This is a genomic window from Allocoleopsis franciscana PCC 7113, from assembly GCF_000317515.1.
In the GTDB taxonomy this organism is placed as follows: domain Bacteria; phylum Cyanobacteriota; class Cyanobacteriia; order Cyanobacteriales; family Coleofasciculaceae; genus Allocoleopsis; species Allocoleopsis franciscana.
The window spans coordinates 2,671,854-2,690,588 of the sequence record NC_019738.1 but is presented as its reverse complement, the minus strand read 5'-3'; the positions used below and the strand labels follow the sequence as shown (position 1 = coordinate 2,690,588).

The 18,735-nt window shown below is 46.3% G+C and carries 15 protein-coding genes; 7 read left to right on the top strand and 8 right to left on the bottom strand.

Translation table 11 applies throughout. From position 1 onward, the window contains the following. The first annotated feature begins 192 nt into the window (after positions 1–192). Positions 193–573: a surface-adhesin E family protein gene (locus tag MIC7113_RS11365; RefSeq protein ID WP_155897980.1), complete on the top strand. Its 381-nt coding sequence runs from the start codon at positions 193–195 to the stop codon at positions 571–573. Between the two features lie 134 nt (positions 574–707). Next, complete coding sequence (locus tag MIC7113_RS11360; protein WP_041780704.1) at positions 708–1,262, top strand: 2'-5' RNA ligase family protein; 555 nt, start codon at positions 708–710, stop codon at positions 1,260–1,262. Positions 1,263–1,285: 23 nt separating this feature from the next. Here the strand turns inward: MIC7113_RS11360 and MIC7113_RS34185 are convergent, their stop codons facing one another. After that, positions 1,286–1,975, bottom strand: a complete 690-nt coding sequence (locus tag MIC7113_RS34185) for a YdcF family protein (protein WP_015182300.1) — start codon at positions 1,973–1,975, stop codon at positions 1,286–1,288. Positions 1,976–2,447: 472 nt separating this feature from the next. Continuing rightward, the gene (locus tag MIC7113_RS11350; RefSeq protein ID WP_015182299.1) at positions 2,448–4,460 is read right to left on the bottom strand and encodes an ATP-binding protein; all 2,013 of its coding nucleotides are present in this window, start codon (positions 4,458–4,460) and stop codon (positions 2,448–2,450) included. A gap of 154 nt (positions 4,461–4,614) precedes the next feature. Here MIC7113_RS11350 and MIC7113_RS35370 point away from each other — a divergent pair, with 154 nt between their 5' ends. Beyond that, positions 4,615–6,567: an eCIS core domain-containing protein gene (locus MIC7113_RS35370; protein ID WP_015182298.1), complete on the top strand. Its 1,953-nt coding sequence runs from the start codon at positions 4,615–4,617 to the stop codon at positions 6,565–6,567. Positions 6,568–6,722: 155 nt separating this feature from the next. Here MIC7113_RS35370 and MIC7113_RS11340 read toward each other — a convergent pair whose 3' ends face one another. After that, positions 6,723–7,031, bottom strand: coding sequence for a helix-turn-helix domain-containing protein (locus MIC7113_RS11340; RefSeq protein WP_015182297.1), 309 nt, complete (start codon positions 7,029–7,031; stop codon positions 6,723–6,725). A 255-nt stretch (positions 7,032–7,286) separates the two neighbouring features. On the opposite strand from MIC7113_RS11340, the gene MIC7113_RS11335 reads away from it, so the two are divergent. Next, positions 7,287–7,817, top strand: coding sequence for a hypothetical protein (locus MIC7113_RS11335; RefSeq protein ID WP_015182296.1), 531 nt, complete (start codon positions 7,287–7,289; stop codon positions 7,815–7,817). Between the two features lie 264 nt (positions 7,818–8,081). Here MIC7113_RS11335 and MIC7113_RS11330 read toward each other — a convergent pair whose 3' ends face one another. The 5 genes from MIC7113_RS11330 to MIC7113_RS11310 form a co-directional block, all read right to left on the bottom strand. Next, on the bottom strand, positions 8,082–9,395 hold the full coding sequence (locus tag MIC7113_RS11330; protein WP_015182295.1) for a ribulose bisphosphate carboxylase small subunit: 1,314 nt from the start codon (positions 9,393–9,395) through the stop codon (positions 8,082–8,084). A 192-nt stretch (positions 9,396–9,587) separates the two neighbouring features. Continuing rightward, a complete protein-coding gene (locus tag MIC7113_RS11325; protein ID WP_015182294.1) occupies positions 9,588–12,995 on the bottom strand; it encodes an Eco57I restriction-modification methylase domain-containing protein in 3,408 nt (1,135 codons plus the stop codon). A gap of 260 nt (positions 12,996–13,255) precedes the next feature. After that, positions 13,256–13,600, bottom strand: a complete 345-nt coding sequence (locus MIC7113_RS11320) for a ribulose bisphosphate carboxylase small subunit (RefSeq protein WP_015182293.1) — start codon at positions 13,598–13,600, stop codon at positions 13,256–13,258. A 74-nt stretch (positions 13,601–13,674) separates the two neighbouring features. Beyond that, positions 13,675–14,064 (bottom strand): RuBisCO chaperone RbcX, encoded by a 390-nt coding sequence (rcbX, locus tag MIC7113_RS11315; protein ID WP_015182292.1) that lies wholly within the window; start codon positions 14,062–14,064, stop codon positions 13,675–13,677. 91 nt (positions 14,065–14,155) lie between these two features. Beyond that, positions 14,156–15,586: a form I ribulose bisphosphate carboxylase large subunit gene (locus tag MIC7113_RS11310; RefSeq protein WP_015182291.1), complete on the bottom strand. Its 1,431-nt coding sequence runs from the start codon at positions 15,584–15,586 to the stop codon at positions 14,156–14,158. Between the two features lie 542 nt (positions 15,587–16,128). Here MIC7113_RS11310 and MIC7113_RS11305 point away from each other — a divergent pair. Genes MIC7113_RS11305 through MIC7113_RS11295 form a run of 3 tightly spaced genes read left to right on the top strand, consistent with a single transcriptional unit; the run spans position 16,129 to position 18,692 of the window. After that, positions 16,129–17,250: a ligand-binding sensor domain-containing protein gene (locus tag MIC7113_RS11305; RefSeq protein ID WP_015182290.1), complete on the top strand. Its 1,122-nt coding sequence runs from the start codon at positions 16,129–16,131 to the stop codon at positions 17,248–17,250. A gap of 46 nt (positions 17,251–17,296) precedes the next feature. Then, positions 17,297–18,082, top strand: a complete 786-nt coding sequence (gene panB, locus MIC7113_RS11300) for a 3-methyl-2-oxobutanoate hydroxymethyltransferase (protein ID WP_015182289.1) — start codon at positions 17,297–17,299, stop codon at positions 18,080–18,082. A gap of 31 nt (positions 18,083–18,113) precedes the next feature. Continuing rightward, a complete protein-coding gene (locus MIC7113_RS11295; protein WP_015182288.1) occupies positions 18,114–18,692 on the top strand; it encodes a Uma2 family endonuclease in 579 nt (192 codons plus the stop codon). Positions 18,693–18,735: the final 43 nt, after the last annotated feature.

The following is an 18,735-nucleotide window of genomic DNA, read 5'->3' as shown; positions in this document are numbered from 1 at the left end:
ATGAACTTAAGACCATTTGTGCCCTTACACATCACTGATGCTTCAGACTCTATGCACCCGACTCCTCACGAAACCCTGAAATGATGCATGATTATCCGCACGCTTCTAGCTACAAACTGAGTAGCATTATGGCAGGATTCACATTCCTAACTGCCATTCCCTAGAGCCAAGGGTTTTCCCTTAAGTATACTTATGCCCAGGATACTTTTTCTCGTGTTCTTTGCCAGTTTAATGACTGCCTTACCTGCCCTTGCGGAAAACTGGGTTTTAGTCACTCGCGATGAGCAGGGAACCGATTACTATATCGATACAGAATCTGTACAAGGTAGCAACGGCACCTATTTATTTTGGCGGATGGCTGTCCGAGCCAAACCGGATGAAATGGGGATAGTGGCAGAAAAGACTTTTGTGTCGATGAGCTGTCCGTTACAGGGATGGCGACGGAAGGCAGTCGCAAGATTCAATGCCCAATCTGAACTGGTGAACCGTGAAGAGTTTGGCGAAAATGAACCCCTACAATTTTTTATGGACGGCACGGTGGGACAACGATTGTGGAAGTTTGTCTGTAGATGAAGTTAAAAAGCCTGGGCAAAGAATTAGAGGAGGCGATTAATTAAGAACGGCTCCAACCTGCGATCGTAAATTAATTTAGATTCTAAATTATAGTACAAGTCAAGAAAGTTTAGTGATTGGGCGATTTTCTAACTTTGGATCAGTCAAAACGTCGCTTTTTTATTGCACTCCTGCCGCCGCAGGAAATCCAAGATTACGCGAATGAGGTTAAGGAGTACTTCGCGCAAAACTACAATAGCAAAAAAGCTCAGAAATCTCCGCCCCACATTACTCTGCAACCTCCCTTTGAATGGCATTTGGAACACCTACCGCTTCTGGAACAAGCGCTCTCAACTTTTGCCGAAACCCAGACATCAGTGCCGATTATCCTTAAAGGGTTTGGAGCATTTGCACCGCGTGTCATTTACATTAATGTTGTCAAGACACCAGAACTGATGCGTTTGCAAGGCGATTTGATGGCACATCTGGAGGAATCATTGGGGATTGTTGACTCAGTTTCAAAAACCCGTCCCTTTGCTCCTCACATGACGGTTGCATTTCAAGATTTAACCAGACAGAACTTCCGCGCTGCATGGCCTGAATTTCAGCATCGAGAGTTAGAGTTTCAGTGTATAGTTTCTCAACTTACCCTACTCATTCATGATGGTAAGCGATGGGATGTAAGTAAAAACTTTGCTCTTTCCATCTAGCTCAATCAACTTTAAATATTAAATTAATTGTAGCAATTATCAAGCTTCTGGGAATAGTTTGTTTGCGATTTTGACACCGTCGAATCTCCCTGATTCAGACTGGAATCCGTATAATTAGCATTGACCCAGAGGATAGCTCTTATACCATCCCGAAGACATTTTTCAGGCGGTTCAGGTGTACGTTTATTCGACACAGGTACAGGCTTTAACTGAATTCCTCGACTACCAAACACGATTTCTCCAATTACACGAGCACGGCGCATGTGGTCTGATGAAGTAATTAAATATACGCGATTAATTCCCAGGTATTGAAACTCATCCGCTAAACTTGTGAAGTTCGTCACTGTATCAACGGCTTCATAGTCCAAGTGGACACGACTTTTTTTAATGCCTGCCCTTGCAAATACCTTTCGTGCATAGGTTTCAGGACTACCCGAAGACACCCAAATAGGGAGTCGGGGGTGTTGCTGCGCGAATTTCGCGGCAAATCGCTCTCGTTCTGTTGCTCCGCCTAAGACGAAAATAGCTTCTTTTTGAGCCTTTTTTGTCGGCGATTTGAGGGGAGATTGAGCTAATTTTGTTGGTTTTGTAACACCAGACGAATGCGATGATATAGGGATTGTGGGTTGAGGAAATGGGTCTTCTGCACAGCCCCCTGTTATTGAGATTATCGCTAAAATTGAGCTAAGAGCTATACGCTTGAATTCTGTCATCTCAATGCTCGTAAACGTTGAATGGGGACAAGATTGGGCAAAAAATGTTCTCCTTCTAGGGTCATTGAGTCAAACACTTCTTGAACTTTCCTGATAATGTAGAGTCACCTCTCTGCTGTATTGCACCTTAACTCAAGTGTGATTCCCTATGTTCTTCGGACACGCTAGGCTAGTGCTAACCTGTTTTATCAGTTCAAAATTCAACTCGGTGCCAGTGACTTTTGTAGACGTAAATTCAAGGGGTATAACGCGATGGTTTGGTTTATCTTAATATTTTTGTTTATTTTGCTGCTCTCTGCGACTCCGCTACTCGGCAGCTTCAATGTACCCTGGTCTTTGGAAATTATGATTGGATTATTCGCTGCTTTCTTCATCGCTAGTTGGATTATCCTGATTTTTTACCCGCAATGGGGGTAACAAGACTAAGCACGCTAACCTCAATAACAGATGATCTATTTTGTTGAAACAGCAATCAGACCCAACCTCGAATCTCAGTATCAGTTAGCGATCGCTCTAATTTGACATATTCACTCTTCGCCGATTTTAGAATATGTTTCATCATCACTGGCTCTCCCGCATCCGCAGCAAGAAAAGCCGCATTTAAGGCTATATTGCGGATATTTCCCCCCGCGACATTCAACTTTCCCAACTTGTCTACATCTAGTTCCTGGGTTGGGGTTCGACTGGGGAAGATACGTTGCCAAATCTCGGCTCTAGCTTTCGCATCCGGGAAGGGGAATGATATCACAAAACGGATACGGCGTAGAAAGGCTTGATCCAAAGAGCCTTTGAGATTGGTGGTTAAAATTGCCAAACCTTGGTAAGCTTCCATGCGTTGGAGCAGATAGCTGACTTCCACATTAGCATGGCGATCGTGGCTATCCTTAACTTCAGAGCGCTTTCCAAACAAAGCATCCGCTTCATCAAACAGCAAAATCGCCCCCCCAGCTTCTGCCGCATCAAAGATTCGCCGCAGATTCTTTTCGGTCTCACCGATATATTTACTCACCACTGCACTCAGGTCAATGCGATAAAGGTCAAGGTGCAATTCCTGGGATAGCATCTCTGCTGCCATCGTTTTACCCGTACCGGAAGCTCCTGAAAACAGGGCGCTGATGCCTAAACCTCGACTACTCTTACCTGCAAACCCCCAATCCTGATAAACCTTAGCGCGTTGCCGGACATGAGCCGATATATTTTTTAAGATTTGGCGTTGTTGTTCTGGTAATACCAAGTCTTTCCAGGTAGCCGTTGATTCAATGTGTTGAGCTAAGTCATCTAAGCGTGGGCGTGCCATTGTGCGACAAATATCCCACAACTGATTTTGGATTTGGGATGCAGAATTCTCTACCTCTTGTTCTATGTGCATCTCTCCTTTGACTTTCAAACAGGCGGCTAGGATTGCAGGAGTGCTGAGGTTAAATTGAGTGACGAGTGCTTCTACATGTCCGTTCAGTTCGGCGGCGGATGAACCGAGGGAAGATTGCCAGATGGCTAATTGTTCACTGTGGGTGAGTTTGGGAACGTCGTAGGTAATCAAAGCACGTTCAGGTGAATGTAGTCGCTCTTGTGTGGTGATGATTAATGGAGTTCTGATGTCTTGAATCAACTGTAAAATAGCTGTATGTAGCTGTGTATCTACTGAATTGAGGCGCTCACAATCCACCAAGAGTACACTGTTGGTTAAGGCAACTTCCCGCTCCCAGCGCTGCATCAGGAGATGGAGTTCGTCAGGGTTAAGGGGTAAGCGGTGGGCAAACATCATTTTGATTGAGCGCCCCATAAGCTTACAGGCCGTAGCACCAATTGCCCACTTATCAGCAGCTTCGATGCCACATAACTGCACAATGTGTACGGCTGATGCAAGGTTACTCTTGGACCAAGTGGCAGTGATACGTTCTACGATTTGTTGGTGTGAGGGTTGTAGGGGGGCTTGATGATACGCTTCTACTCGCATTGGTGCGATCGCATTTGATAAGCGTTGGTCTTGATACGGTTCCCCCAAGAGGTAATGCAGTATGCTCTCATCAATCTGTAACGGGCATAGGGTAATGGCTTGAGCGGTTCCTACTTGCAGGAGTTGCCAGTGACGTAAAGGCGCTTGAGGGGTAAACGCACTCCAATGGGCATTGGGAAAGACTTCTAAGGCTAAACCAAAGGTAGGATAGGGCATTTCCCGGTTTCCTTGGGCATTGGCGTAGAGGGCTGTGGCGTTAGGAAGGAGTGCTATTCCAGCACACATGAGTAGGATGTTGCGCTCAAACGGTGACAAGTTGAAGGTTGTGCACAGTTGTTCTAAGGCTGGTGGGGCAGACATTGAGGAGGCGATCGCGTTTAAGTCTGATGCGTCTTCTGGGACAACTTCACTGGGTTGATTTTGTTTAATGGCAACATAATGCTCTAATGCCCGATGCACTGACACAGTGGCTGTCATTAAGTAGTGAGAATTAACTCTGTACCAAGGGTTGGTAGCTGTAATGTTCATGAGTGTAGAACTTACGCAATGCTTGTTTAAATGTAATGAGTTTTAGCCATTTTTACGAGAAAATGTTGCGATTTCTACAGGTCGCTGCTCGATTCATTCATCCAAAGTACTATTAAATAAATTTCTGACACGGGCACGTAGAGGTCAATAATCTATGGTTTACCAACGAGTCTCTAAACCATCCTCTGAGAATTCTCAAATCCACCAACAAGATTCTCCATCAACTGCCCATAAAATTCTTGTGCAAGCTAAATCAGATTCTGCGCCGCCACAAGAGCAGGAAATGCCTAGTTACACACCACTCGCTGCTAATTGGGCGACTAATAATAACTTGATACGGAGTTTGTCAGCCTCACCAGTAGTCCAGCGCCAGGAAGAATCGGGCGAGGAGGAGATGGAACCGATTCAGGCAAAGCTTACCATCGGTCAGGTAGGGGATAAGTATGAGCAGGAAGCTGACGAGACGGCACAGCGAGTCGTGAATCAGATTAATACACCTGTACCCCAGCAGACATCTCAAGGTCAATCTCTCCAGCGTAAGGAGCAATACCCAACCACCGTAACCCCATTGGCATCAGTGGGCGATCGCGTGATCCAAGCCAAAGGCGACATGACAGGCACTCGCCAAGACTCATCAGTAAAGCAACACCCCAACCAAACCGGTCTGCCCGACGGACTCAAGGCTACCATTGAATCTCTCTCCGGCATCTCCATGGACAACGTCAACGTTCACTACAACTCATCCCAGCCCGCGCAACTCAACGCCTTGGCCTACGCGCAGGGCAACGACATCCACGTCGCATCGGGACAGGAAAAACATCTGCCGCACGAAGCATGGCATGTCGTTCAGCAGGCGCAGGGTCGCGTGAAGCCGACTATGCAGAAGAAAGATGGAGTTCTGGTAAACCAGGATGAGGGACTGGAGAATGAAGCTGATGTGATGGGGGCACAGGCGTTGACAAACGCCGCACAACTCCAACGCGCGCCGGAGGAACAGGAACTCTTGCGGGGTCAGTTCACACCTTTACGTTGTAACAGTTTGGGGAAAGATAATAGAGCTGTGCCTGCGGAAGTGGCACAGATGAAGGAACCTCGTTCCAAGAACCCTCATAATCCGCAAACGGGAGTTACGTCGCATCACATCATTCCTCACGAGCTGCTAGGTAAGATTCTGGACAAGTTTACGGGAGAGGGAGAGAAGGATGAAATAACGAGGGACTTTCTCCCCGATTTCGACAACCTAACCTTGTCGAATTTTGTTGCTCAGGTTGCCGTCGGAGTCGAATATGACGGTGCGAGTCCGAACAAGGTCACTGATCTCCCCGAAGAAGTCGCCACAAAGGCTTTTGGACAAATGACCGGAGAAGAACAAGGCAAGACGAGGTTCAAGGTGGAAGATGCTGGCAAAATATCTTTCGACCAGTTCAAGACCCTGTATGGACAGTTGAAGAGGGGCGAGGCGGTAGAGAATGACAAAGGCGAAGCCGTATCTGGTCTGAGAGATCTGGGAGACTCATTCTTTGAATGGCAGGGAGGCAATCTCTTCTACGGCCCGGAGCGTATAGAACCGGGCGCTAAGGATGGATTCGACTATGACGCAAAGCTAATTTATGGTGAATCGTTCACGCGTCAATTGCAAGCAATTTATACTCAGCTCAGAAGTCTGGAGGGCAAGGACGACGCAGTGTCCAAATTGGAAATGCGGAAAGCGCTGGGGGCGATGGCAGCCCTGACAAAAGGCACTGGTGTGCCGAAGTACGACCCGAATCTATGGATCGCTATGGATTCGGCGGCTAAAAAGTCGGTGCATGACGCGCTGCTGCCTGAGCGGGGACAGACCTCTAAGGAGGGTCTCTCTATTCATCGGCAGGTTCTGGAAGAGGCCATTAAGAAATACAGCAATGACAAAACGCGCGCGCATAAGATACTTTCCTTCACGAAAAAAGAACCGGAAGATATGAGTCAGGAAAGTGTATTCGGAGCGAACAGAAAGTTAATGTGGTTGAAAGATGCGACTACTTTCCAGGTTGCGCTAACGACGTTGAAGACGATCGAGGATGTCAAACAGGCTATGAAGGATACACTGACGACTTTCTTTCGGTCATGATACCCGCAGGGTTCTGACACAGTGCGATCGCCCATCTCTCAGCACAAATTGACTGAAACGCGATCGCATCTGTTCGTAGTGGGCGCTTGATCGCCTCTCATAAGAGGACTAAAGTCCTTATTACAAACTCTCCACATATTAGACGGCGATCGCCTTTACTCGACATCATCCGGTAAATCTTTAATCGACAGTCCAGCTTTCTCCAGAAGCTCTTGCAATCGCTTCATCTGAGCGATCGTAAATTTAATGCGTTGATGTACTCCCCGTTCATAGCGGCTAATTGTGTTGCCGGATATTCCTAACGCCTGTCCGAACTCCTCTTGTGTCATCCCCAGCCGTTCCCGGACTTGCTTCAAAGTTGGCACATCGGGGTTGAAATTTAATTTTTTTTCCTCTACCATTATACCCAGTTGATTCGACGAATCGTCGAATTGCCGACCACCAAACAACAAAGGAAACTTCAAAGGGAAGTCGGATTACTTTCCGTCTCCCTGCCATGTCTATGCATACTGTCTCATTGAAATTGAAGACAGTGTAAGACGCATTGGCGCTGAAACAGCTTAACCTATCTCCATTGTTGAGCAAAGGAGGTGATACCCAAACAAAAATTACCTGCGTGTACTGTTTGATAAGTTTTCCGAGGGTTAGGCGATCGCCTGTCAATTGCACAAGCCATGCGATCGCCTTTCCTACCTAATCAAAGTAGGACTAATTGTAGTATGAAACATTCCGAATGGATTCGCCTCAAGTTGGAAGGCGACAAAATTGTCATGGCTCTCAGAGCTGAGGGTTACCAATGCCGTAAGCAAACTCGCCGTCTTTCATGGCACCTGTGCAAAGGCACGATTTCTTACAATCTGACTTGGCTAGCAGCACCGATGAGTGAGTGGAGCTTGCTTCCTCATGATGCCACACCAGAGCGTGAACAGCTTTTGTCTCACATTCGCTCAATTGTTGACACTTACAGAGGAGGCGGTCGTATCATACAACCGAGCAAGACAATAGAGCTATCAGTTGATTCTACCTCTAATTCGAGCGATCGCTTCTGGCTTCAAGAGCATTATCCTTGGGTGATTGTCCGACTGCTACCCAACGCTCAGCGCTATGTCGTTGCACGTTTCTACCTTCGCAGTGAAGCAGAAAATCATAAACGACTCCTGAATCGATTTATGCCGGCTGCCGAATTTGAAGTTGTTTTTGATGCTCCGTCAACGGTAGCGATAGATAGGCAAAGCGAAATTCCTGTCTAATTTTACTTTTCATGGGAGGTGGAAAACCTCTCTCCAAACCTCTCCCTAACCCTTTTGTAAGAGGAGAGGGAAGCGGATAATTTTTTTAGCTGAAAGAGGCGTTGAAATTAGCACCCTTCCCTTGTAGGAAAACCGAGATGAGAGGCAGAATAAATCTTACTCCCTCTCCGTTTCGGGGAGGGATGGGGAGGGGTTCTTTATAGGTTTACAGGTCTAATACCGATAAGGCACGATAATATCGTGCCCCTACTGGAAAAGTATCTATCAGTTTGGTCGCTGAACAATCTTTTCCAAAACTCGTCGTTTGGCTTTAGGATCGAAGCCAATTAATCGTACATACTCGCCGTTATGCTCAGCTAGGAGTTCTGCCAAGTCAATGATTATTTGCGATGCTTCATCTCCCTGGAATGAGATACCACTTTGCCATGCATTACTACGGACTCGACGCTCATTGCCATGTTCGATACTTAGGCGATATCCTTGAGCCAAAAGCTCACGAATTTGCTCCTGAGTTTCTAAATCTAATGGCCCATTCGGTACGGGTTTGCTGGGTGTTCTGGAACTGTTTAATCCGTTGGAACCGTTGGCGCTGATTGGCTGATTGACTAACTCATTTCTAGTATCTGTTTGTGAGTTTTCCAGTTGCCGATTATCTGGACGAGATATATCTTGAGATTGTTGATTTTTCTGCTGTGAAGATAGAGCTTGATTATATTCCCTTACCAGCCCCATGTTTTCTACCTGCTTCTGTTCACCCCTCAAGAGGTTCCCAAATTCAATTAAGCGAGACAGATTAAAATTTGGTTTGGGAAATTTTGGTGCTTCTTCAGCACTATTCACGATTCGGGAGGAAATGCGCTCAAACCCAATTTTTTGGATGAATTGCAGGATTTGTTCATCGTAAATACGCGATCGCAACGCACTAAAAAAGTCAATAGGTTGACCTGGAAAGGTATCAACAAGTTGTTCAATCTGCTGACGAGGTAGCCCATCTTCCGAAAAGATACCACTAACAATACCAATTCTGTCTTCGCGATCGGGTTCCCAGTAAAACTTCTCCATCCGACCATCTCGGATTAAGGGCGCATATAGAGTAGAAAAGTCATTTCCTGTAACCAGAATTGGCACCCTATGAAGTGGCGTTGAATCGTAACTTCCAGGAAGTTGCACATCAGTAGGATTATCGGCAATATTCATTAATGTGCCGTTTACCAACTGGGTATTGACTGTATATTGAGTCCCTTGATCGAAGCGCCCTGCACCTGCATCTAAGTCGTTGATCATCAGGACAGCCATTTTGCCGCGTACCCGGATGAGTTCAGCCGCTTCTCGATAGCGCAGGCGGATTAAACGTGCTGGATCACCAGCATCCGGGCTTTCTAATTCACCCGCCGACATGTGGACGGCTTCAACTCCCATTCGCTCAAAGACTAACTCGCATTGAAAGGATTTTCCCTCTCCCTTGCGTCCATGAATGCCGAGAATTAAAGGAACGCGCACTCCTGGGAGGTCGAGATAATTTTTGGTGATGTGAACGGAAAGTTTGTTTAAAAAGCGGGGAGAAATGTAGTAGCTCATCGGTCTATTTTCTGCGGCTGAGTTTGGTAGTGCCAGGAAAAGCAATCCTTGAAATGCTTATTGTTAAGATTCTATAACAAAATAGAGCCGTGAGACGGTTTGAGGGGTGCTAATTTCAAAGCCTCTCTCCTTGTAGGAGAGAGGTTTGGAGAGAGGTTAAAACTGTACAGCACACAACTGAGAATCGCTATATTACCTCCTGATCGGCATTCGTGGGGGTGCTGTCTTCCACATTAAGTCAATTTCTTCGGGTGTTAGTCCATAAGCTTGATTCACCAAATCAGAAAGACGATGTTCTAAAGTCAAAGCTTCAGTTTTACGGGCTTGAATTTCTGGGGCATAATCGCTGTAAACTTGACGAACACTTTTAAGTACAGCAGGCATCATTCCACCGGATGATTTTGGTTTTCGCTTCTTAACTTCCTGCACAAAAGCATCAGCATCAAGGCTGGCAAAGTCATTAAGTTTCTGTCCTGGTTTCTCAATTCCCTGTTCAACCAGTAACCAGTCTAGTACCTCTCTATCAGCTTCTTGGTTGGCTTTTGTGATTTCAATTAAGCGACTAACTATGAATTCTATTTCGGCGCGGATTTCATCTGTGGGTGGGGCAATGGGTAAAACTTCTACCTGTTCTCTGAACATACGCAGTGTGTCATTAATTCCATGCTGCAAAGTCCGATGACAAATCCACCACGTTATCGGAGAGCAAAGCCATCCAAGCACATAAAGGTCTGATGTTGACCAGATGTAACAAGTATTAACTGGATAGAATCCAGAATCATCAAAGCAAAACCAGGAGTAAGTCGCCAAATCTTGAGTGATAATCTTAGGCTGTTCAAAAACTGAGTAGTAGGCACACGAACGAAGTTCCCACCAATATTTTCCTTGGTCAGAACGCTGACGCAGTTTCTCCTCAAAAGGCTTCAGGTGTTGATGTAGGGAGGGAAAGGTATTTTTAAACACTTCTTCTGCTGTATCTATAGTTTCAGCTTGGCTCCAAGACCATTCATAATTACTACTAGATTTCAGCAGTATAATCCACAAACCACCCCAATCAGGAACCCAACGCTTAATATCCTGACCTCGGAGATAAGGTTTAATAACTTGAGTTGCTTTGGGATCGGCTTGAATTAGATAATTTCGAGTTTTATTGTCAATTAAAAACGCTTCGTTTAATCCTGTTTTTATTCCATAACAAGGCTTCACTCCAGCAAAATCCTTGAGCGGTACTCCCACATTCCTAATCTTCTGCATCAACTCATCAACAGCAGGCGGTTCCAGACTCCAAGCCTCATCCGTAAAACGTGACCAAGGAATGCTATAGCCTTCTTGTTGAACATATTGAATTAGATTGATATCAGATAATTTTTCTCTTGGAACTGGACAAATTAACACGGGTGACTGAGGTTTTGGCTTGACTACTTCCTGTGTCTCAGATGCTACAGGCTTAACTGGCTTCTGCACTGCAACAATACAGGGAAATGTATCAGCATCCTCAAAAATTGGGGTGTGTCCAAAATCAATAATTTGCTCAAACACAGTGTTTTGGGAAAAGAACTGACGTAGCGGTTCACCATAGCCAGCCCTTAACCACTTATTCGTCACAATATAAGAAAGTACCCCACCTGTTTTGAGAATCTTTATTCCTTTTTCATAGAAGTAAATGTACAGGTCAGCAACACTGTCATAAGATTCATAATGAGCCTTAAGATAAGGTTTGATGTCTGATAACAATTCCTGCCTTACATAAGGTGGATTCCCAATCACCACATCAAACCCACCCGTAACAAAGACATCTGCAAACTCAGTTGACCAGTTAAAGGCGCTCTCTGCCATAGATGGGTCATCCACAATTGAGTTGCCCACCTTAATATTGTCATCCAAGTAAGTTAAAGTTTGACCCGCTTCAGCCGTTTTTAGCCATAAGGAAAGCTTGGTAATTTCTACCGACTCAGGCGATAAATCAACACCATACAAATTGCTGTTGAGAATGGTTTTGTTTAAATCAAACAAACTTCGCTGACCCACGAATTCAGCACTGCTATCTCCCTGAAGTTCCAGTGCAGCTATAGCCTGATTCACCCGTTCATATTCTCGCATCAAATAATCAAAGGCTGCGATTAAAAACGCTCCTGAACCGCAAGCGGGGTCAATCACTCGTGTTTTCCTAAGTACCTCATCTCGGTATGTTTCCCAAAGCTTAATTTCCGTTTCCCGTCGCTGCTTGGTATTCTTTTTAGGAATCTGCTCTAATTGGAAGCGATTGCCTTTGGCACCGCCCAAGGGGCGATCGCGGATTTCCTGTTCTCGCTGTTTGAGATACCCACCCAGCGCTACCTCGACAATGTACTGAGTAATAAACGCTGGGGTATAAAACACCCCTTGAGTTTTCCGTTTTCCCTTTTTCTTGTTATAGTCCTGACCTGTAGCTTCTGCCTTCAACTCTTCCAAATCGGTAACGGATTGCTCAAAGATGCGACCCAGAATATCGACAGAAACCTCTGTATCAAAATCAAATCGCGTTAACTGCTTAAGCTGAGAACATATCGGGTCGGGAACAGTTAACTGTTCATCTAAAAGTGGGTCAATTTGAAAAATACCCCCATTATATCCAGGAATTGGCGGGTTATCATTTCCCTTATCCACCCAACGAAATACGGCTTTATAGTTATCCCAAATCGGTCTAGGATTGTAAGGGTCTTTGTAGTCGTGAGCCTGAGCAATGGTTTTAGGTGGGAGTAAACCTCTATCCTCACAGAAGGCAACGAATAACAATCGGTCTAAGGTTTTTTGAGCTTTTTCAATTAAAGTTCGATCTCGATCGGGAATATCTTTTGAACCAGTGAAGCGAAAATGCTTAACCAAGCTAAGACGGACATCTTTATACTCGGAATAAAGTTGCTTGGTAATCTCCTCTTGAGCCTCATTTGACGCTGCTAATAATTGGTCAGTGGCTGAAAGCTCTTGCGGTGTTTTGGGGAGAAAGTTGTCACGGCACAACAGAAAGTAGAACCGCTTAAACGCTTCGATGTCTGCCAATTCTGTCAGCAAAAACCGCTCGTAGTAGGCTGGAGTCTTACTGGTTTGATACAGTCGCAGTTCTCGATAATTAGAAACAATCACCCAGCGACAATCGGGGGTGTAGTTGGCATAACGCCAGCCTTGCTCAACGGCTGATTCTTTACGTCCTGGTGCAGGTCTATCCAAATCATCCTTAGCTCCTTTGAGTTCAATCGGAGCAACTACCCGTCCCTGGAGCTTAACTTTACCCTTCTTACCCTCAACAGCCGTAAAAAAGCCCAAAGCGCCATCAGCAGAACCTCCACCATCAGATATCGCTTGCTCGGCGTGAAGTTCCCAAGACTTCCCCCCACCCTGAATCACTGACCGATAACCCAAGATTTCTTGAAATGTATCCTTAAGAAAATCTCCATGCAGGGACACTTCTTTAACTTGATTCAGAGTGCCCGTTTTGAGGGTGGCAATCCACGGTTGAATTTTCTGGTGACGTACTGCCAAGTCGGGTGGAAACGTAAACGCCCGCAGTGCTTTGTTGAGGGTTTTGCGATGAAAAAGAGCGTTAGCTTGTTGCGTCACCATAGGGGTTAAGGAAAGCGTTTATAGAAGCCGTGTCTCAATCTCCTTCTTATATAGCAAAAGGCAGAAGGCAGAAGGCAAAAGCCTCTTATGTTTATTCTTGGTATGTGGTCGTTTCAGCCCTTAAAGCTGCCCTAACCTCTATGGCAACTGCTATATTTTTAGACTCAGGCGAGAGTGTCAAAAGCTCTAAAAAAAGAAGAGGTAGCTCTACACCACCTCTCCTCTTATTTTTACCTCAGACTACTCTAGCTAGAAGTCTCTTAGAAGCGACCACGAGCATTGGTATTGGGCTTGTGAATGATGAAGCTCAGCACTTGGCACTGCTTCACATTATCAAAACCCACCACACGGATGTAAGAGTCGCGATAGTCAGAACGGCAAGCATCCACTTCAGCCATCACTTCTTGAGTGCTGCGAGCTTTGAAAAGGGGTAACTTCCACAATGTCCAGTAGTGATGCTCTGGTTCTGAATTGTCGCTGAATTCTACAGCGGGGATATACCCTTGATCCAAAATGTATTGAACTTGCTTGACAATTTGAGAATCAGTCAGCGGGGGCAAGTAGGAAAGGGTTTCAAAACGACGCTCTTTCGGTAAAGTTTGCATGGGTTAGGTGTGTTTTTTGAATTAGGAGTGTGCAACAGGTGACCAGACAACTACGCCAATTTTGGTCACCTCAATTAACTTTCCGAGTCCGTTGGCTGTTCGGAACTGGACGGGGGTTCAGAAACGGTGAGTTGCGTAATCCGCTCTAGATGCTGACGCCGATGTTCCATATTTGACTGCTGGATGGCAGCACGCACCATTTCTGGTAAGTAGTCTGCCACTTCCTCCGCCAAGTGCTGCCGCACGGTCATGATCCGAAACGCCAGATCTTGCTTTTCCTGAAGTAATGCCCGGATGAAAGCTTCTCCATCTTGGACACTAATCTTAGAGGAGAAGCCATGCAGCCAAAGTGACTGAGGTGGGTCAGTTTCACTTAATTGCTCCATGACGACCCGCAGTGCTTGATAGGTCATATAGCTGCTCAACGTCTTAGCAGCGTCTTTGGCAACTCGCTTTAAATCCATCTTCTGACCCCAGCCTTTTGAAGTATGAAGTATTAAGTATGAAGTATGAAGTATGACAGTTCATACTTCACACTGTACACTTCACGCTTGATCAGACGGTGTCCATCGCTTCAAACTCGAACTTGATTTCCTTCCACAGTTCGCAAGCCGCTGCCAACTCAGGACTCCACTTGCAAGCTTCACGAATCACATCGCCGCCTTCACGGAACAGGTTGCGACCTTCGTTACGAGCTTGGATACAAGCTTCTAAAGCCACACGGTTAGCGGTAGCGCCAGGAGCATTACCCCATGGGTGACCCAAAGTACCACCACCGAACTGGAGGCAGGAATCATCACCAAAGATTTCCACCAACGCAGGCATGTGCCAAACGTGGATACCACCAGAAGCGACGGGCATCACTCCGGGCATGGAAGCCCAGTCTTGAGTGAAGTAAATACCCCGTGCGCGGTCTTGTTCAATATGGTCTTCGCGCATCAGGTCAACGAAGCCCATGGTGATACCTTTTTCACCTTCAAGCTTACCCACAACCGTACCGGAGTGCAGGTGGTCACCACCAGACATCCGCAGACACTTGGCGAGTACGCGGAAGTGGATACCGTGGTTCTTCTGACGGTCGATTACAGCGTGCATCGCACGGTGAATGTGTAGCAGTACACCGTTGCGGCGGCACCACTTAGCCAGAGAGGTGTTAGCGGTGAAACCACCCGTGAGGTAGTCGTGCATGATGATTGGCGTCTTGATTTCTTTAGCGAACTCAGCACGCTCCATCATTTCTTCACAGGTGGGGGCGGTGACGTTGAGGTAGTGACCTTTGATTTCACCGGTTTCAGCCTGTGCTTTCTCAATAGCTTCTTGAACGAACAGGAAGCGATCGCGCCAGCGCATGAAGGGCTGGGAGTTGATGTTTTCGTCGTCTTTGGTGAAGTCTAGACCACCGCGCAGACACTCATAAACCGCACGACCGTAGTTCTTCGCAGACAGACCCAGCTTGGGCTTAATCGTACAACCCAACAGAGGACGACCGTACTTGTTCAGCTTGTCACGCTCAACGGTAATCCCGTGAGGTGGGCCTTGGAACGTCTTCATGTAAGCGATGGGAATCCGCAGGTCTTCCAAACGCAGTGCACGCAGGGCTTTGAAACCAAACACGTTACCTACCAAAGAGGTAAGCAAGTTGGTGACAGAACCTTCTTCAAACAGATCCAAAGGATAGGCGATGAACGCAATAAACTGATTATCTTCGCCGGGAACCGGTTCGATATCGTAACAACGACCCTTATAGCGATCAAGGTCAGTCAGCAAGTCTGTCCACACAGTCGTCCAGGTACCAGTGGAAGATTCAGCAGCCACAGCAGCACCCGCTTCTTCTGGAGGAACTCCAGGCTGTGGAGTTACGCGAAACGCCGCCAGGACATCAGTATCTTTAGGGGTGTAATCCGGAGTGTAATAAGTTAATTTATAATCTTTTACCCCGGCGTCGTACCCAGCTTTGGACTGAGTGCTGGTTTTAGAGTAGGACATGTTTTCCTTCCTTAGGAGCGACTGAATGTTGCAACAGGTATATGCATTTACAACGGTTGTAGATTCTGCCCTGAATTTTTGGAACAAAAATCTTTCAATAAGGCTTGCCTAATAAGCCCTGATCAGGGTGCAACACCACACCCAACTTTCCCTTCTTTTGGCTGTTGCCTGGGAGTACCTAACCCAATGCTATTTGACCACAAAAGTGACCACTAAAGAGCATCTTTTTGTAAACAAGGCTTAACTGGATAGGTAGCGCTGAATTTCTTAATTGTTTTGTAACTATACCAAGAATTCAATAAGTTATAATTCAAATCTTCTGTAGGTTTTCATAAACTTTTTTTATATATGAGAAGAACCATCACATGTTGTAAAGTTTTGTTAAAAAACTGAATTAATACCCCGTTTAGAGATAAAGAAAAACACCAGGCTTGGCCTTCTCCCCATCAACCATCAAGAAGCGATTAAATATTAGGGATACTTGTAAATATAGGGATACTTGCACAACAGCAAGCTTATTCAGGAAGGCAGAGAGAACCGCGATGGCGTTTTTAACAGCCCATATCCGTTTTTTGATGAGTGTGACCTTACTAGGGTTGAGCTTAGCCCACCCCAGAGCGATCGCTCAAACGTTGGTGCAGACAAATACTGAGTTAGACTTTCCCCCAACTTACACTGACTCAGGCAGCCAAACACCCGTCTACACCGGCGACCCACCGCCACCATTAAGTGGGCCATTGCCCCCGGAACGCCTACGCCAAGACAGCGCACCTCTGCCAACTGATTTCCGCGTCAGTGCATTACAACCTGACTTTACCGGCGACCTTTGGGTGGGAGGTTGGACAGGGTTAGCTAGAATTAATCCTAATAGCGGACGAGTGTTGGCTCGCATTGCCCTTCCCAATTACACCATCGGCGCTTTAGCCCAAGATAAAGTAGGACGAATTTGGGTGGGCAGTTATGAAGGATTGTTGCGCGTAGACCCCCGCAGTAATGAAGTAACAGCACAGAATTTTACCTTGCCTTCTAACCGCGTGTTGTCGTTGTTGATTGATCGCCGGGGCTATCTTTGGGTCGGAAGCGATCGCGGTCTTACCCTAATCAGTCCTGACCAAGGATTATTGATGACGACCTTGCAAAAACTTCCCGGTGTCAGCGCTAACGCTCTTACTTTAGATCAAGAAGGCCAGCTTTGGGTGGGAACCCTAGAAGGACTAGTGCGTGTTGATACTGCCAGTGCTTTAGTCATCGGTCGCATTCCCAGCCTACCTGGAACCACGGTACAAACCCTTGCTCTATCACCAGATGGTAAACTCTGGGCTGGAACTCCCAATAGTTTACTCGTCATAGACCCAGAAACTCGCGAAGTCCTGCGCTCCGTTACCCCACTGCGAGGACGTAACGTTACCTCTGTGCGCTTTGCTCAAGATGGGAGTGTTTGGGTAGGGACAGATAACGGCTTGTTGAAACTCAAACCGGATAGTGGCGCTGTTCTCGGTGAAGTCCCTGACCTTCCTTCCAGCCGTGTCCTATCCCTGTCTCCCGATACAGGTAACAAGTTATGGGTGGGAACAACCGAAGGATTAGCCTGGGTGAGTCAGACAACCGGTCAAGTTAGACCTCATTTGGCTTTCACTCGTGAAAATCCTAGAGAAAGTTTTTAACTGGACTAATTAACTCGCTTCATCACAACCACAGCAATAGAATCAAATGGCAGTTACAACCCAGCAACTCATTCAATGGAAGCAACAGGGGCGTCCGATTGTGGTACTCACGGCTTGGGACTATGCGATTTCCCAGTTGTTGGATGCGGCTGGCGTCGATATTCTCTTAGTTGGGGATTCCTTGGCTATGGTCACGTTGGGTTACCCAACGACCCTGCCTGTAACGTTGGAGGAAATGCTGCATCATACTAAAGCCGTGCGACGGGGTGTGAAACGGGCGTTAGTGGTGTGTGACTTACCGTTTTTGAGTTATCAAGAAAGTCCTCAGCAAGCGATTCATTCAGCCGGTCGCGTGTTGAAGGAAACTGGGGCACAGGCGGTGAAGTTGGAAGGCGGATATCCTAAGATGGCTCAAACTGTTGCTCAGTTAACAGCCGTGGGTATTCCGGTGATGGGACATGTAGGGTTGACACCTCAATCGGTGCATCAGTTGGGCTATCGGCAGCAGGGGAAAACAGCGGATGAGGGGGAGCGAATTTTGCAAGAAGCGATCGCACTTTATGAGGCGGGGGCGTTTGCGATCGTCTTAGAGCATATTCCCGATGATTTGTCAATGCGAATTACGGGAAAGATTCCGATTCCCACGATTGGAATTGGTGCGGGGCCACATTGCGATGGACAGGTACTCGTTACCTCTGATGTACTCGGACTGTCAGATAGAATGCCACCGTTTGCCAAGCCTTATGTGAACTTGCGGCAGGTGATTACACAGGCCGTGGAGGAATTTAGTCGTGAGGTGCGAGAACGGCAATTCCCGGAGGATGTTAATTAAATAAATTAAATAGAGGTTCTGTTGAGTCAGCATGACCCAAGTTACAACTAAGCGCTTTACATTAGCTGAATATCATCGCCTGATTGAATTAGGTTTTTTAACTGAAGATGATCGGGTGGAGTTGATTCGGGGAGAATTAGTACAAATGGCAGCTAAGGGTACGCTGCATTCAGTTTGCAATACCAAATTAGCGCGAGAGTTGGATCGGTTAGTAGAAAATCTCGCTGTTATTCGTGGACAAGAACCCATCATATTGCCTACTAATAGTGAGCCAGAACCGGATGTTGTAATTGTACGAGGACAGCCTGATGATTATTTATTGAATCATCCCTATCCCAAGGATGTTTTATTGCTAATTGAAGTATCAGATTCAACTTTAGTGTATGACCAGACTGTAAAGCTATCGTTGTATGCAGAAGCTCAGATTCAGAATTACTGGATTATGAATTTGGTGGCTAATCAAGTAGAACGTTATACTCAGCCTTATCAAGATAGTCAAGGGAATTTCGGTTACCGTATCAGACAGATTGCTTTACGGAATGAAATAGTGACAATTCCTGGTTTTTCCGACTTATTGCTGGATCTAAATTTGGTGTTTCCAGGGTTATGAAGATGTCGCGGTGCCCGGTATCGGAAAGCTAGAACGGGAATGG